A 16,314-nucleotide genomic window follows, 5' to 3' on the forward strand; every position below is an offset into this window, starting at 1 on the left:
TTTCCTACTACTTGTTAAGCTGAGCGATAAATGCTCAAGAATGATTCGGCATCTAATGATGCGCCACCAATCAACCCGCCGTCGATGTCATTCATAGACAAAAGCTCTCCGGCATTTTCGGGCTTCATGCTGCCGCCATAAAGAATTTGTACGTTTTCAGCGACATCCGCATTTTGTTTGGCCAGGCCTTCACGAATGTATTGATGAACTTCTTGCGCCTGTTCTGCAGTCGCCGTTTTACCGGTACCAATCGCCCACACAGGTTCGTAAGCAATGACCGCATTAGCTAAAGCTTCCACTCCGGCCGCATCAATGACAGCATTGAGTTGCTGATCAATAACCGAAAAGGTTTTATCCTGTTCGCGTTCTTCCAGGGTCTCACCAATACACAAAACCGGCGTCACACCTTGCTTTTGCGCCTGACAAAAACGTGCCGCGACGGAAGTATCGGTATCGCCATAATAAGTACGACGCTCTGAGTGGCCTACCAGAGCATAGGTACAACCGCAATCTTTCAGCATGGTTGCTGAAATCTCGCCGGTATAAGCACCTTTTTCCTGGTCAGCGACATTCTGTGCGCCCAGCGCCACAGGAGTTGACTCGATGATACTAAGAACATCAGACAGATAAACAAAAGGAACACAAACGGCTATTCCCTGATCCCCCGCATCCAAGCCGGCAACAATCGCTTTTGCAAGCGCTTGACTCTCCGCGCGAGTCCCATTCATTTTCCAGTTTCCCATGATCAAAGTTTGACGCATCGCTCAACTCCAGGACAATATAAAACCCGTTATATTAAAGGGTATGAGGCTGTTTTTCAAGCAGTGATTGCATTCCTGACATCTTCAGCCAACTGATGAGCGTATTTTACAACCTCCTCGGCGTTGACACCTTCGACCATAACCCGAATCAATGGCTCGGTTCCAGACGCGCGTAACAATACCCGTCCATTATCACCCAATTTCTTTTCAACCGCAGCAACAGCCTTTTTAATACCATCAAACTTATTGATATCGACTTTTTTAGCGACACGGACATTAACCAGCTCCATCGGATATTTTTGCATCCCGGATTTTAATTCTGCCAGGCTCTTGCCGCTCACTTGCATTTCAGCCAACACCTGTAATGCCGCAACAATGCCATCACCGGTTGTCGTTCTATCTAGACAAATAATATGCCCTGATCCTTCGCCGCCTAAAACACCGTTTTCCTTGATTAACATTTCCATTACATACCGGTCACCGACATTGGCACGTAGCAATTTTATCCCTTCAGCCTTTAACGCATGTTCCATCCCCAGATTTGTCATCAACGTACCGACGACTGGCCCTGTCAACTGTCCAGCGTTCAGACGTGATCGAGCGATGATATAAATCAGCTCATCGCCATCGACAACCTCGCCCTGATGATCAACCATAATCAGACGATCGCCATCACCATCTAAGGCAATACCTAAATCCGCACGATATTCTTTAACTTTTTCGACCAAGGTATGCGTATTGGTCGCACCACAGTCCTCATTAATATTCAGACCATTCGGATTGACACCAATGGAAACGACCTCAGCCCCAATCTCGCTGAAAACATGCGGCGCAATATGATACGTCGCGCCATTGGCGCAATCGACTACGATTCGCATGCCACTAAAATCGAGCTTTAACGGTACAGTTGATTTACAAAACTCGATATAACGACCAGCCGCATCACTCACCCGCTGCACTTTACCTAATTGGGATGACTCAACGGTGGTCATGTCTGAATCAATATAGCGCTCTATTTGATACTCAAGCTCATCAGGCAGCTTGGTGCCTTCGACCGAAAAAAACTTGATGCCATTGTCGAAATAAGGATTATGCGAGGCACTGATGACAATTCCGGCACGCGCTCGCAAGGTTCGGGTCAAATACGCAATACCCGGGGTCGGCATGGGGCCAAGCATTTTCGTATCGACACCGGCTGCCGAAAGCCCTGCTTCCAATGCTGATTCAAACATATAGCCAGAAATACGGGTATCTTTGCCGACCAGAATAAATCCATGCCCTTCTTTAGCAAAAACCCGACCAACAGCCCAACCCAGTTTCAATACAAAATCGGCCGTGATTGGATAATCGCCGACTTTTCCTCGAATCCCATCGGTACCAAAATATTTTTTGTTTATACTCATGTTTCTGCTGCAGTTGTTATGTATGCTCAAAAAAAGAGGCGGTAAAGCCTCTTTTAGTGTAGTCCATTTTACGATTCCTACTCGGCTGCATCACCTGATGGCGATGCTTTTTTATCCGACGTCGCAATCACGCCACCCCCTTTTGAGGTCGAGTCATCTTCCCAATCTGCTGGCTTTCTGATTGGACGGCGGTTCATTGCATCATCGATCTGATCTTTATCGATCGTTTCATATTTCATCAATGCTTCCGCCATTGCGTGCAAAATATCCATATTCTCCTTCAAGATTTTATCGGCGCGTTCGTAATTTCGATCGATAATGGCGCGTACTTCTTCATCGATCAAATGCGCAGTATCTTCGGCCACGGTTTTATGCTGCGTCACCGAGCGCCCCAGAAAAACCTCACCTTCTTCTTCACTATAAGTCAAAGGTCCGAGTCGTTGTGACAACCCCCACTTAGTCACCATATTACGCGCAATTTCGGTTGCACGCTCAATGTCATTTGACGCACCCGTGGACACTTCTTCCCAGCCAAAAATTAATTCTTCGGCAATACGACCGCCATACAGGCTAGAAATCATACTGTCGAGTTTGCGCTTGCTGATGCTATATTCATCACGTTCGGGAAGAAACATAGTCACACCCAATGCACGCCCTCTCGGCATGATACTGACCTTATAAACCGGATCATGCTCCGGCACCATTTTCCCGACGATGGCATGACCGGCTTCATGATAGGCCGTCATTTTCTTTTCTTTTTCAGTCATCACCATTGAGCGGCGCTCCGCTCCCATGATGAGCTTGTCTTTGGCCATTTCCAAATCTGCCATAGTCACCAATTTTTTATTCAGTCGCGCAGCATGCAAGGCGGCTTCATTGACCAGGTTAGCCAGATCAGCCCCTGAAAACCCCGGCGTACCTTGAGCGATATATTTGACTTCCACATCATCGGCAGTCGGCACTTTACGCAAATGAACCTTCAAGATTTGTTCACGCCCTCTAACATCCGGCAATCCAACGACCACCTGCCGATCAAAACGTCCAGGCCGCAACAAAGCTTTATCCAGTACATCAGCTCGGTTGGTTGCGGCAATAACAATAATACCTTCATTACCCTCAAAACCATCCATTTCGACTAACAGTTGGTTCAAGGTTTGTTCGCGCTCATCATTACCGCCACCTAAACCGGCACCCCGCGAGCGACCCACCGCATCGATCTCATCGATAAAGATAATACAAGGCGCATTTTTTTTGGCTTCTTCAAATAAATCTCTGACCCGCGCCGCGCCCACGCCGACAAACATCTCCACAAAATCAGAACCTGAAATGGTAAAAAACGGGACTTTCGCTTCACCGGCAATTGCACGCGCCAGCAATGTTTTCCCGGTACCTGGTGGGCCAACCATCAACGCGCCTTTTGGAACACGGCCACCGAGTTTCTGATATTTGGCAGGATCTTTTAAGAAATCAACCATCTCAGCAACTTCTTCTTTGGCCTCATCACAACCGGCAACATCATCAAAGGTCACTTTGTTTTGTTTCGGGTCAATCATTCTGGCCTTGTTCTTGCCAAAACCCAACGCGCCTCCCCGGCCGCCGGCGCCACCTTGCATTTGCCGCATAAAAAACACCCATACAGCAATCAACAGCAATATAGGCCCAAACGAGACAAATATCTGCATCAGCAAGGAAGGCTCTTCCGGCGGTTTAGCTTTAATATCAACGCCACTAGCAATTAAGTCATCCACCAGGTGAATATCATTCGGTGCATAACTTTTAAACAGTTGCCCGCTTCTCATTTTGCCAATGATTTTGTGGTCTTCGATAACCACCTCCTGAACCTGACCGGCTTTGGCGGCATCCAGAAATTGGGTATAGGACAGGTTTTCTGCGGTCTGAATACCCCTAGGACCATAATTGTTGAAAACAGACATCAACACGATGGCGATGATGACCCACAACACCAGATTTTTAAACATATCGTTCAAATTACACACTCCAGACTGATTCGTCTCGAAAAATTTAGAATTAATTGTAGCAAGGATTAACCTGACGGTTTACTACCAAATACTGCGCAACCCATAACGCCACCCTAAGCCGACCTTTTAAAGCCCTTTGCCAGGATATAAACTTCATTACTCCTGGCCCTTGAGGCTTTGGGCTTTCGAATAACCACCGATGAAAAACACGCTTTCACTTGCCGGTGAAATTCATCAAAGCCCACCCCCTGAAACATCTTGATCAAAAAGACACCGCCTTCGCATAATAAAGTATTGGCAGCATCTAGCGCCAACTCACCCAGATAAATCGCACGCGGCAAATCGACCGCCTTGTTGCCACTCATATTCGGTGCCATGTCTGATAATAAAAGATGCACCGGGGCTCCAGCCAGCACCGTGTAGAGCTGTTCTAACACATCGTCTTCCCGAAAATCGCCCTGAATAAAATCGACACCGACAATCGGCTCAATAGGCAACAAATCCAACCCGATAACTTTATTTTTTTTATTGACGATTTTTCTAACATATTCAGTCCAACCACCAGGGGCCGCGCCTAAATCAACAACATTCATGTCTGGGCGAATAATCTTGTCTTTTTCCTGAATTTCCATTAGTTTAAAAACTGCTCGGGAGCGCAAGCCCATCACCTGGGCTTTTTTAACATATTCATCCTGAAAATGCTCTTGCATCCATTGATTGCTACTTTTACTTCTCGCCATATTGTTGGGTAGTGTAGAATTGCGTCTTTTTATACGTTATGCAATAGACGCATAACATAATAACTATAAGGTTAACTGTGAACGCTGCTGAAAAAAAGAAACTGAAATCTCAGGCCCATGCTTTAAAACCCGTTGTCACGATTGGTCAACTCGGATTGACGGACGCGGTTATCAAAGAAACAAATATTGCACTCAACGCTCATGAGCTGATTAAAATTAAAATCCGTACTGACAAGGATCAACGTCTTGAAATTCAACATCAGCTTTGCCTGAAAACTGAGGCCGAGCCTGTTCAAATGATAGGTCAAATTGCTGTTATTTATAGAAAAAATCCAGATAAATAAAACAAATCCGGTTAAGTCACTGTAAAACTATCACTTAACCGGAAACATCCAATCGTCTAAATATATTCTATTTTGATAATTTCATATTCCTTCTCACCACCCGGTGCCTTAACTGTCACCACATCTTCAACTTCTTTGCCAATCAATGCCCTGGCAATCGGCGAGCCGATCGAAATACGGCCTGCCTTAATATCGGCTTCATCTTCACCAACGATTTGATAGGTCACGGTTTTTTCGTCATCCAGGTCTTCAATCGTTACCGTTGAGCCAAAAACAACTTTGCCCTTAGCATCCATTTTCGTCACATCGATAATCGTGGCATTAGCCAATTTGCCTTCTATTTCAGCAATGCGTCCTTCAGCAAAACTTTGCTGCTCCCGTGCCGCATGGTATTCGGCGTTTTCTTTCAAATCGCCATGTTCCCGTGCTTCAGCTATCGCCGCAATAATCCGCGGCCGAATGACTGTTTTTAATTCTTCCAGTTCTTCACGCAATTTGTTTGCGCCATTAACCGTTAAGGGAATTTTTTGCATTAACTACTCCATCTCATCTCTACCGCTATCCTGTTGATGCGGCATTTAAAACTTCACAAAGGTCTTAATCATTCAAGACCGTTTCATTCATCACACAAGCGATGCACCTTTCGCTTTACACGTTTTTGTGCAGATCCTTTAATTGATTGACACTGCCGGCATCGAGCTCACCCAGCGCAAAACATGCTGCTCTAGCGCCTGCCATGGTAGTGTAATAGGTCACTCGGTGCTGCAAGGCCTCACGCCGCATGGTGAATGAGTCGGCGATTGATTTCAGGCCTTCAGTGGTATTGATAATCAACTGAATCTGATCGTTCTTAATCATATCGACCGTATTCGGCCGCCCTTCGTTCACTTTAAATACCACTTCACAATCGATACCGGCATCCTGCAATACTTTCGCCGTCCCTTTAGTGGCAACAATCTGATAATTTTTATCGATCAACATCTGTGCAATTTCAGCGGCCTTAGGTTTATCACGCTCACGAATACTCATCAGCACCTTACCGCTGTAACTTAAATCTACGCCCGCTGCACGCTGCGATTTGGCAAATGCCTCGCCAAAGGTTTCGCCAACACCCATGACTTCGCCGGTCGATTTCATTTCTGGTCCTAACAAGGGATCAACGCCTGGAAATTTAACAAACGGAAATACCGCTTCTTTGACCGAATAATATTTAGGGATTCTTTCTTCGGTAACGCCCTGTTGTTTAAGACTTGTTCCGGCCATGACCCGGGCGGCAATCTTAGCCAATGGATAGCCAGTCGCCTTCGATACAAACGGTGCGGTTCGAGATGCGCGTGGATTAACTTCTAAAACGTAAACCGTTTCACCCTGAATCGCAAACTGAGTATTCATCAAGCCGCGCACACCCAATGCCTCGGCCATGCGAGCCACCTGTTCACGCAGTTGCATCTGCAAATGCTCTGGTAAATCATAAGGTGGAATCGAACAGGCCGAATCACCAGAATGAACACCAGCCTGCTCAATATGCTCCATCAAACCGCCGATCAAAACCGTTTCACCATCATAAATGGCATCGACATCCATTTCCACCGCATCATCGAGAAAACGATCCAGCAACACTGGCGAATCGTTGGACACGGTGACGGCCTCTTTCATATAACGCTGCAAACCTTCTTCATCGGTCACGATTTCCATAGCGCGACCACCCAACACATAAGAAGGCCGTACCACCAACGGATACCCCAGTTCTTTGGCGGCATTGACCGCCTGCTCTACCGAGCGGGCCGTTGCATTTGGCGGCTGCTTAAGCCCTAATCGTTCCAGCAATTTCTGGAAACGCTCCCGGTCTTCAGCCAAGTCGATAGAGTCCGGTGAGGTACCGATTATTGGCGCACCCATTGCCTCTAAAGCGCGTGCTAATTTCAATGGCGTCTGGCCGCCATATTGCACAATCACCCCTTTCGGTTTTTCCAGGGCAATAATCTCCAGCACATCTTCTAGCGTCAAGGGCTCAAAATACAATCGATCTGAGGTATCGAAATCGGTCGATACCGTTTCTGGGTTGCAATTGATCATGATGGTTTCATAACCGTCTTCGCGTAAGGCTAATGCGGCATGAACACAGCAATAATCAAACTCAATTCCCTGACCGATCCGGTTTGGCCCACCGCCGAGAATAATGATCTTATCCCGATCTGTCGGCCGCGCTTCACATTCTATCTCGTAGGTAGAATACAAATAGGCGGTATCAGAGGCAAATTCGGCTGCACAGGAATCAATCCGCTTATACACCGGCCGAATATTTTGCTTATGTCGCGTATTACGTACTTCAGACTCTTTGGTGTCGAGCAATTTGGCCAACCGGGCATCGGAAAAACCTTTACGCTTCAAGCGTAACAAGGTTTCCGCCGACAAGGTTGCCAGCGTTTTGGTCGCCAGTGTTTTTTCAGTTTCAACCAGATCCTGAATCTGCGCCAGAAACCAGGGATCAATTTTGCTGGCTTCGTGGATGTCTTCAAAGGATAAACCACTACGAAATGCATCCGCCACATACCAAAGCCGATGCGGCCCAGGATGACGCAGCTCACTCAATATATTGTCCTGTGCATTATCCGCCGCTAGATCGTTCCATTCGTCCAAACCATCGACCCCCACCTCAAGCCCTCGCAAAGCCTTTTGCAGGGACTCCTGGAACGTGCGGCCGATCGCCATGACCTCGCCAACCGATTTCATTTGGGTGGTCAAGCGGTCATCGGCCTGCGGAAATTTTTCAAAGGTAAAACGTGGCACTTTGGTGACGACATAATCGATCGTCGGTTCGAAGGAAGCCGGTGTCGCCCCACCGGTAATTTCGTTTTTCAATTCATCCAAGGTGTAACCGACTGCCAGTTTTGCCGCCACCTTGGCGATGGGAAAACCTGTCGCCTTCGATGCTAGCGCTGAAGAGCGCGATACCCTGGGATTCATTTCGATCACGACCAGACGGCCATTATGCGGATTGATGGCAACCTGCACATTAGAGCCCCCCGTATCAACACCAATTTCACGTAATACCGCCAGCGAAACATTCCTGAGAATCTGGTATTCCTTATCCGTCAGTGTTTGTGCAGGGGCTACCGTAATCGAGTCTCCCGTATGTACCCCCATCGGATCAAGATTTTCGATTGAACAGACGATGATGCAATTGTCTTTGGAATCACGCACCACTTCCATTTCGTATTCCTTCCAACCGAGTACCGACTCTTCAATCAGTAATTCCTTAGTTGGCGACAATTCCAACCCACGCTCACAAATCTCGATAAACTCTTCTTTATTGTAAGCGATACCGCCGCCGCTGCCGCCCATGGTAAATGACGGCCGGATAATGGTCGGATACCCCACCTTAGCTTGTGCGGCAAAGGCTTCTTCCATATTATGTGCAGTTTCAGAACGCGGCACTTCAAAGCCGATACGGCGCATGGCCTGATTGAACAAATCCCGGTCTTCAGCTTTATGAATCGCTTCTTTAGTTGCACCGATCATTTCAACCTGATATTTTTCCAGCACACCGTGCGCATCTAGATCCAACGCGCAGTTCAAGGCGGTTTGACCGCCCATTGTGGGTAAAATAGCATCGGGCCGTTCTTTGTCGATGATTTTTTCTACCGTCTGCCAATCGATCGGTTCAATATAGATGGCATCGGCCATATCCGGATCCGTCATAATCGTCGCTGGATTGGAATTGACCAGAATGACGCGATAACCTTCTTCTCGTAAGGCTTTACAGGCTTGTGTGCCAGAATAATCAAATTCACAGGCCTGACCAATGACAATAGGGCCCGCGCCCAGCAATAAAATAGATTTTATATCGGTTCTTTTTGGCATGTTCTTCCGCTTGGCGTTAAGGGTGGGTACGGTTCATCATGGCGACGAAGTCATCAAACAAAAATTCGACATCGTGCGGCCCGGGGCTGGCTTCAGGATGCCCCTGGAAACTCATGGCTGGACAATCGGTGCGCTCGATCCCTTGCAGACTACCATCGAACAAGGAATGAAAAGTCGCGTTGAGCACGGCCGGCAGACTGTTTTCATCCACCGCAAAACCGTGATTCTGGCTGCTGATCATGACGCGCCCTGTGGCTTTTTGCTGTACCGGATGATTAGCGCCGTGATGACCGAATTTCATCTTCACTGTTTTCGCACCACTAGCTAAAGCTAGAAGCTGATGCCCCAGGCAAATACCAAAAACCGGCACTTTTTCGGCCAGAATTTTTTTAATCGCCTCGATCGCGTAAGTACATGGCTCAGGATCGCCAGGGCCATTGGATAAAAACACACCATCGGGCTGCATTGCCAGAACATCTTCCGCTGGCGTAGTTGCAGGAACGACAGTGACTTTACAACCACGATTCACCAGCAATCGTAAAATATTGCGTTTGACGCCAAAATCATAGGCGACGACATTCTTGTCAAATTGCTCAATCCGCCGATGGCCTTCGCCTAGCCGCCAAATATCGTCTTGCCAGACATAAGGCTCTTTAGTCGTGACTTCTTTAGCCAAATCCAGCCCTTTCAGTCCAGGGAATTTGTCGATAGCGCGTAATGCTGTATTTTCATCAACCTCATCACCCGCCATAATGCAGCCACGTTGTGCACCTTTATCGCGCAACAGTCGCGTCAGCTGGCGGGTATCAATATCAGCAATCGCCACCACATTATGTTGTTTTAAATAGTCGGGCAAGCTTTGCTGACTGCGCCAGTTACTGGCAATCAACGGTAAATCCCGTATCACCAGACCACTGGCATACACAGCATCGGATTCATCATCCTCCGGATTAGTGCCGACATTCCCTATATGGGGATAGGTCAGGGTTACGATTTGACTTGCATATGACGGGTCACTCAAGATTTCCTGATAGCCTGTCAGCGATGTGTTAAAAACGACTTCCCCAACAGCACAGCCTTCTGCGCCAATCGAGGTTCCATGAAAAACCGTTCCATCTTCCAGTACCAGCAATGCGGACTTATTCAAGATCAGCCACCTTAAAATGTGCAAAACGGGACAAGCCAATACGACTCCTCCCGCTTAAAAAGAAAAAACCAGAGCCGCTTTGACAACGGCCAAATCTTTCTAATTTTACGTAATTTGCGCCTAGCTAGCAAATGATAATTCGAGCAACTCGTTATTTAAAATACCGGCTCGATAACTGTTGCCCGATTCAATATTCGTCACAATCACACTGCCCGGGCTGAACAACATGCCATCGATTTTAAAGAAGTCATAATTATTATCTTTAAACACCTGGGCAAAAGGCTTGCCATAATCACGTGATGTACAGCTCGGTAGCTCTTTCGCCAGCTTTTCAGCGGCTTCATCTTCACCTTTGACAAAGATATGCACTTGCCCTGCGAACAAAATAGCATCGTTTGTACGCCCCATCGCCTTGACAAAATCAGGATGCGGTGGGCAGACTGGCGCACTGCCGCTGCCATCGATGATATTTTCCAGCGGAAAATGCAGTTCATGAGCCTTATGCATAGCAACTTCCAGCACACGCCCGACCACTTGAACGCAACCAGCAATGCTACTGGTCGGGGTCATGATAATGGTCAACTTTTCCGGCGTAATGCCACAGGCAGCCGCAACTTTTTCGACGATTTCAAGCGGTGGAATAGCGTCATTTTCAATCACTAGAGTCGCTTGGTCGGCTGTATCGTGATAATTTAATTCACTATATAGCTCTTCCACTGGCACGGTCTCGCCGTCTTTCTGTTTGGTCGCCATCGCCCGCGCTGGCCCTGAACCCAAAGCATAATATTTTTCATGCGCCAGACTCCAGCCAGCATATTGACTGCCGAGACAAGATAAAACCGGATTACTGGTATGCACATTGACGCTTAATGGCCATTTATTAGTATAGGCCGAATGCAGCAGCTTGACCGTTCCCAGTCCACCCATACAAATTTCGGTGATGATGCGACCGGCCTCCAATCCGCCTGGCACGCTAATGCCGGCATCAATAATTGTGCAACCATTTTCCAGTCGACTGACTTCAACCCGCAAGCGATCGGCATCGTCAATCAGTTCCTGTACCAGAGGTTGAGTCAGTTGGTTTACACTCGCTTTAAATTGCATGTTTTTAACACCTGTCTGTCATGTAGTCGATAAGCTGGCGTTCGATGACGGCCAGCTGCTGTTTTATGGATTTTGTATTGTCGTTTAGCACAACCAGGCTGCACATCGGCTCACCGGGCTGAATCAGACTACCGGGCGGCGGCCTGTCCCTGACCTCGTCCGGCCAGATCAGATTATTCCGCACCCGCCTCAAGCATTCTGCATAAACGATTTTATACGCACCAAACAGCCGCTTATTGTAGCTTATTTGCGGTTTTTTCGCTAAACAAGCCATAATATGAGCTGCAACGATTTTTTCCTCATAGAGTTGAACACTAGCCGATAGCCGCGCATTGATTTCCAACACCCATATCGTATTGTTGGCATAGATAAAGTCCAGACTGTTCAGCCCCCGCAAACCATAAAGCTGCGTCAATTGCGTCAGCCATACCAATACCTGCCGGATTAACGCTACTGGAAATGCCGACTCTGCAACCACGCCGGCAAATAAAAAAGGATTATCATTATTTACCGAGCTCACCCATTGCCGATGAAGGCCGATAATCTCTACTTGATCTGGCCAAGCTAAAAACAGGGCCGACATCGCATACCCCGACACATAACGCTGCCAATAGCCTGAATAGCCTGATGTTGCTGAAACGGCACGCCGAATGCCCACCCCCCCTTCACTGGCATAAGGTTTTAACAACCATCCATCCATTTTTAGAGGCGAGTCAAAGCGTACCTCAGGATGCGGAATGTTGAGCGACTTTAACGTCTTAAAAAACTGTGTTTTATCTTGCAACGATTGGAAAACCGTCGCCGTATTACCCAATAAAACACACTGTTGTTGCAAAAAATGCAATGTTTCGACTTCGCCCTCAAATCCTGAACCATAGACAACAGCATCGATTGAATAGCGCCCTGCCAACTGCAAAAAAACAGGCCGAACAACATCGAGCGACAAGGAATCAACCTGCCGCCAATCCCAAACGACAGCCTGCATATCCAAATCGGCATAGCAATCGATGACCAATACCCGGTAGCCCAATGCATTAAGCTTTTGCGCCAACATGCGGCCCGACCGGGCTACGACCAGTACAACCTCAAGACACCCACACATTCGCGCGGCTATTACGTGCGCTAACAACGCGAAACTCAAGATTGGGATTATCCCGATAACGCGCGTTGAGTTCCTGTAACAATTGTTCGGCACGCTCCGGCCCGTCCACCGCACAGAAACCGGTTGGCCCCCAGGACGTTTGACCGATTGCAACCGCCCCCTGTTGTTGTAACCAGTGCATAGCATCGGCAACATCCTGACTGGTAAACACACCTCCTTGCACCGACGCAAAATGCTCACCAACCGCCGTTTGCAACTGCGTAATCACATCACCAAATCGCTGTATATCCTGCTCGGCGATGGCGGGCAATGCCTGCATCAGCAACAAATAACACAATTTTTCCGCCTGCGCCTGTGGAAACGGCGGCAAGGCTTTGAATGCACTGACCTCCTGTTTGCCATGCAAACCCTGTCCACGACGGTCAAAAGCCAGTACAAAACGCCATTGCTCCGGCACCACCATATGCGCAATCATCGGCGGCGTAACCGTATGTTCACCACGCCCCCCATCGACCACCAAGCCGCCCTGTTCAAACACGCCAATACCTATCCCTGAACGCTGACCTCTATCTGTCAGACGAGCAACATCACGCACATTCAATCCCAAATCATAAAAGGCATTCAACGCGGAGCCAATCGCCAGCGCCAGTTGCGTGCCAGAGCCTAACCCCACATGCTCAGGAATAGCTGTTTCAATATGCAGCGCCAAACAATCAGAAACATCCAGCGCCTGACAAAGCTGCTGTGTACATTTTTTTGCCCGATCAACCACGCACCCCGTTACCGTCAATTGCTCGGCCTGCTGCATGGTAAGGCGTGTGCTGATTTCATTTAAAGCAACGCCGATGCTGCCAAAATGTCGGCCTAATGCGCCACTCATATCGATAAAGCCCATATGCAAACGCGCCGGGGCAATAACAGAAACCTGTTTACCTGAATACTTCAATGTCTTGGATCAACTTAGATTTAAAAAAGCGCATTATACGCTTCACACAGATGTTCGTGCATACCCGCGCCTCATTTTTATCGGGACAAAACAAACATTCAAGGTAACTTGTATCTGATGTTACGCAGTAACTCTTTCCTCATTCCCACACTCCTGCGTAGGAACCCATATAGACACTTCAGACCACAGAGCGCACAGAGTTATCGTTTGTATCGTTTAATATCCTTGAGTGGTCTGGATTCATGATGTTATCAACGACTCTGTTGAAATATCTGTTGTTTATCCTTGCTGCACGGTTTCATTCTCTGTGTTCTCAGTGGTCTCTGTGTCGATAAGAGAGAGGCCAGAGATGGCTTTTTCTTTCTCGGTAATGGTGAAACGGGGAATCATGGAAATGAAATTAAAGAGCCACCGCGTAACATCAGCTTGTATGATGATTTTACAGGCTTGTGCAACATCCATGTTGCACAGAGCTACATGGATGTATCTACGCGTCTTGAAAAATCAATGCTCTACGCCCATTACCATTCAAGTTTATATCATGCTAAAACCATCAGCCGCATTCAAAGCTGATTGGCAATATCGACCCTATACTGTTCGCACATAACTTTTTGAACACATTCCAAATCACCCCAGCAACTCAACCAACTGCGCCAAACTATCCAGCGTATAATCAGACAGATTAACCGCTTCGATATTCGCTGGCTGGTAAGACGGAATAAAAACACTAATCGCTCCGGCGCTTTTAGCCGCTTTAATCCCGGTCAAGGAATCTTCCAGTACCAGACACTTTCGAACCGGAATATTCAGCCTGTCGGCCGCATATTTGAAAATATCCGGCTCAGGTTTACCCTGCTTGACCTGTTCGCGGCCGATAATGATGTCGAATACGCCCTGCAAACGCGCTAACTCCAGACACTGACGCGCATTATCGGAATGGCTGTTTGTCGCCAGACAAAAAGGAATACCGTTCCGCTTAATCCAGTCCAGCAACATATAAACCCCAGGCTTAATTTCGATACCTTTGACTTGCACACACTCGTGCCAACATACGCCGCTGCGGTGGATAAATTCATCGACATCAAACCCCTCGCCACAGTGTGTCGCAATTGCCTGCTTCACCGCTTGATAATGTAAGCCGGACAAGCGATATAAAAAAGCATCCTCCAATTCAAAACCCATTTGCGCGGCAGCCATTTTCCAGGCAGCAAAATAACTGCCTTCGGTATCGAGTACCAGGCCATCTAAATCAAAAATAATGGCGGAAAAATCTTTTAAGTTTTGCATCAAAACAAAAACGGCTAACGAGTGTGCACGCTACGCATATATTCACCTGTCGCCTCGCGACTCGAACCAATAATAATGCGCTTCTCGCCCGTTTCTGCAACTTCTAGTTGCCCGGCAACCTCCACCCATTCACCGGCTTCGGCCTGACCGAAATAAGTCGCCGTGAAACAGACAATTTCCATAATAGCGCTATGTTCAATCTTATAAACGGCAGGATAATCAAATGCATAAGTCGCATCAATCACTTTGACCGACACAGTCACATGACCTTTTTTATGCCAACTTGAGCCAGGTTTAGGCGCATCATCGGCCAACAGACTCAAATCAATTTTCCGCTGTTTAAACATGACTTTATTATGTTTACGCCGCTCACCGGCGATATATTCGGGCAAAGTCAGATCACAGCCACGACGTCGCCAGGCGTCTTCCCAATCAGATAAATTTAATGACTGACACAGATCGTGTTGCACCAAATCAGCTACGATACGCCGAGCATGTTGGAAAACACTGCGTCGATAAAACACCAGATCAATATCAGAAGCTGTATTCTGCGCACCAATCAACATCGAACCTGTCACCCCCACCTGCTGCAAATCCAGCCCATACTGCTTAAGCAATGTACAAAAACCCTGTAACGCCTGTTCAACATCATCTTTTGCCGAAACCGATAACAATTGTTGTAGTCGAACCTGCGGTCTATGGTGCGCTTGAATATGAGACATAGGCACGGCATGAACAGTCGCCTGTAGCCTGTTGGAAAAAAACAGTGTTTCCGGGTCATGCTGTTGCAGTAATCGGTTGGCTTCCACTGTGCCTAGTTTTTGCCAACGCCCTCCGTGTTGGCGATAACGCAGAAAGCAGAGTACACGCCCCTGCTCCGGCTCGCCATCAACCACCGCAAACACCAGTCCAGTGTTTGTTTCGATAAAGTCCTTAGGTTTAATCATTCGCTGAAATTTCCTGGAAACGACGCAACAAAAAGAAATAAGGCGTTAGCCCAAGCGCGTGATGCCGTAACATAATTTTAACCTGACTCCGAGATTTCATGTGGATAACAGGCCGCGGAAGTCACCGATTCAGGTTTAAGTCAGCTCCACCCGGTTTCGCCCTTTCTGCTTGGCCTGGTATAAGGCGTCGTCCGCCTGCTTCAGTAACTGCTCGGGCGTCTTGATCTGACCAAAATAACTCGCCACGCCCAGGCTCAATGTCACACAATCGGCCGCTTTTGACTTTTCATGAGGAATGGCTTTATCAAGCACTGCCTGACGCATATTTTCGGCCACGCGCCACCCCCCTTCCAGCGTGGTATCCGGTAAAACCATGGTAAATTCTTCCCCGCCATAGCGGCATGCCAGGTCGGATGGCCTGCGCATACAGCGACCAATCGCCGCGGCCACTTGTGCCAGACAATCATCGCCTTGTTGATGACCGTAATGATCGTTATACAGTTTAAAAAAATCAATATCGCAGATAATCAAGGTCATTGGGACTTTACTGCGTTGCGCAGCTTTAAATGCTTTATCCAGCGTCTGGTCAAAATGGCGGCGATTGGCCAAGCCGGTCAAACTATCAAATAAAGATAATTTCTCCAACGCTTGATTAGCCAAGGTTAATTCCAATTGCGCTTTAGCCAGTTT

15 protein-coding genes are annotated in these 16,314 nt (G+C 47.7%); 1 reads left to right on the plus strand and 14 read right to left on the minus strand.

What is annotated here, in order from left to right:
* Nucleotides 1–14: 14 nt before the first annotated feature.
* The 4 genes from tpiA to rlmE form a co-directional block, all read right to left on the minus strand.
* The gene (gene tpiA, locus JEU20_RS04405) at nt 15–761 is read right to left on the minus strand and encodes a triose-phosphate isomerase (protein WP_198243821.1); all 747 of its coding nucleotides are present in this window, start codon (nt 759–761) and stop codon (nt 15–17) included.
* Between the two features lie 56 nt (nt 762–817).
* The gene (glmM, locus tag JEU20_RS04410) at nt 818–2,158 is read right to left on the minus strand and encodes a phosphoglucosamine mutase (RefSeq protein WP_198245874.1); all 1,341 of its coding nucleotides are present in this window, start codon (nt 2,156–2,158) and stop codon (nt 818–820) included.
* Between the two features lie 83 nt (nt 2,159–2,241).
* Nucleotides 2,242–4,143 (minus strand): ATP-dependent zinc metalloprotease FtsH, encoded by a 1,902-nt coding sequence (gene ftsH, locus JEU20_RS04415; protein ID WP_281066826.1) that lies wholly within the window; start codon nt 4,141–4,143, stop codon nt 2,242–2,244.
* A gap of 113 nt (nt 4,144–4,256) precedes the next feature.
* Nucleotides 4,257–4,883, minus strand: a complete 627-nt coding sequence (rlmE, locus tag JEU20_RS04420; RefSeq protein ID WP_198243823.1) for a 23S rRNA (uridine(2552)-2'-O)-methyltransferase RlmE — start codon at nt 4,881–4,883, stop codon at nt 4,257–4,259.
* Nucleotides 4,884–4,960: 77 nt separating this feature from the next.
* Between rlmE and JEU20_RS04425 the strand changes: the two genes are divergently transcribed.
* Nucleotides 4,961–5,227, plus strand: coding sequence for a YhbY family RNA-binding protein (locus JEU20_RS04425; protein ID WP_198243824.1), 267 nt, complete (start codon nt 4,961–4,963; stop codon nt 5,225–5,227).
* Nucleotides 5,228–5,283: 56 nt separating this feature from the next.
* On the opposite strand, the gene greA is transcribed toward JEU20_RS04425, so the two are convergent.
* The 10 genes from greA to JEU20_RS04475 all read right to left on the minus strand — a co-directional run.
* Nucleotides 5,284–5,760 carry a transcription elongation factor GreA gene (greA, locus tag JEU20_RS04430; RefSeq protein WP_198243825.1) on the minus strand — a complete coding sequence of 159 codons (477 nt, stop codon included), beginning with the start codon at nt 5,758–5,760 and terminating at the stop codon, nt 5,284–5,286.
* Nucleotides 5,761–5,875: 115 nt separating this feature from the next.
* Complete coding sequence (gene carB, locus JEU20_RS04435; protein ID WP_198243826.1) at nt 5,876–9,091, minus strand: carbamoyl-phosphate synthase large subunit; 3,216 nt, start codon at nt 9,089–9,091, stop codon at nt 5,876–5,878.
* A gap of 16 nt (nt 9,092–9,107) precedes the next feature.
* Entirely contained in the window at nt 9,108–10,238 is a 1,131-nt protein-coding gene (carA, locus tag JEU20_RS04440) for a glutamine-hydrolyzing carbamoyl-phosphate synthase small subunit (RefSeq protein ID WP_198243827.1), read from the minus strand.
* Between the two features lie 120 nt (nt 10,239–10,358).
* Nucleotides 10,359–11,342, minus strand: a complete 984-nt coding sequence (gene mch / locus JEU20_RS04445) for a methenyltetrahydromethanopterin cyclohydrolase (protein WP_198243828.1) — start codon at nt 11,340–11,342, stop codon at nt 10,359–10,361.
* Between the two features lie 4 nt (nt 11,343–11,346).
* On the minus strand, nt 11,347–12,444 hold the full coding sequence (locus JEU20_RS04450; protein WP_198243829.1) for an ATP-grasp domain-containing protein: 1,098 nt from the start codon (nt 12,442–12,444) through the stop codon (nt 11,347–11,349).
* Complete coding sequence (locus JEU20_RS04455) at nt 12,428–13,390, minus strand: beta-ribofuranosylaminobenzene 5'-phosphate synthase family protein (RefSeq protein WP_198243830.1); 963 nt, start codon at nt 13,388–13,390, stop codon at nt 12,428–12,430. The genes JEU20_RS04450 and JEU20_RS04455 overlap by 17 nt, the downstream gene beginning before the upstream one ends.
* Before the next feature lie 279 nt (nt 13,391–13,669).
* Complete coding sequence (locus JEU20_RS04460; RefSeq protein WP_198243831.1) at nt 13,670–13,852, minus strand: hypothetical protein; 183 nt, start codon at nt 13,850–13,852, stop codon at nt 13,670–13,672.
* Nucleotides 13,853–14,017: 165 nt separating this feature from the next.
* The gene (locus tag JEU20_RS04465; protein WP_198243832.1) at nt 14,018–14,677 is read right to left on the minus strand and encodes an HAD family hydrolase; all 660 of its coding nucleotides are present in this window, start codon (nt 14,675–14,677) and stop codon (nt 14,018–14,020) included.
* A 14-nt stretch (nt 14,678–14,691) separates the two neighbouring features.
* On the minus strand, nt 14,692–15,624 hold the full coding sequence (locus JEU20_RS04470; protein WP_198243833.1) for a hypothetical protein: 933 nt from the start codon (nt 15,622–15,624) through the stop codon (nt 14,692–14,694).
* Nucleotides 15,625–15,759: 135 nt separating this feature from the next.
* The coding region (locus JEU20_RS04475) for a diguanylate cyclase (protein WP_198243834.1) at nt 15,760–16,314 on the minus strand (555 nt) is incomplete at its 5' end.

The organism is methane-oxidizing endosymbiont of Gigantopelta aegis (assembly GCF_016097405.1).
In the GTDB taxonomy this organism is placed as follows: domain Bacteria; phylum Pseudomonadota; class Gammaproteobacteria; order Methylococcales; family Methylomonadaceae; genus Methylomarinum.

Bases quoted from the DNA above. Each gene is read 5' to 3' on its own strand.
- tpiA (WP_198243821.1), bottom strand. From the start codon at position 761: ATGCGTCAAACTTTGATCATGGGAAACTGGAAAATGAATGGGACTCGC.
- ftsH (WP_281066826.1), bottom strand. From the start codon at position 4,143: ATGTTTAAAAATCTGGTGTTGTGGGTCATCATCGCCATCGTGTTGATG.
- rlmE (WP_198243823.1), bottom strand. From the start codon at position 4,883: ATGGCGAGAAGTAAAAGTAGCAATCAATGGATGCAAGAGCATTTTCAG.
- greA (WP_198243825.1), bottom strand. From the start codon at position 5,760: ATGCAAAAAATTCCCTTAACGGTTAATGGCGCAAACAAATTGCGTGAA.
- carB (WP_198243826.1), bottom strand. From the start codon at position 9,091: ATGCCAAAAAGAACCGATATAAAATCTATTTTATTGCTGGGCGCGGGC.
- mch (WP_198243828.1), bottom strand. From the start codon at position 11,342: ATGCAATTTAAAGCGAGTGTAAACCAACTGACTCAACCTCTGGTACAG.
- JEU20_RS04450 (WP_198243829.1), bottom strand. From the start codon at position 12,444: ATGTGTGGGTGTCTTGAGGTTGTACTGGTCGTAGCCCGGTCGGGCCGC.
- JEU20_RS04460 (WP_198243831.1), bottom strand. From the start codon at position 13,852: ATGGATGTTGCACAAGCCTGTAAAATCATCATACAAGCTGATGTTACG.
- JEU20_RS04465 (WP_198243832.1), bottom strand. From the start codon at position 14,677: ATGCAAAACTTAAAAGATTTTTCCGCCATTATTTTTGATTTAGATGGC.
- JEU20_RS04470 (WP_198243833.1), bottom strand. From the start codon at position 15,624: ATGATTAAACCTAAGGACTTTATCGAAACAAACACTGGACTGGTGTTT.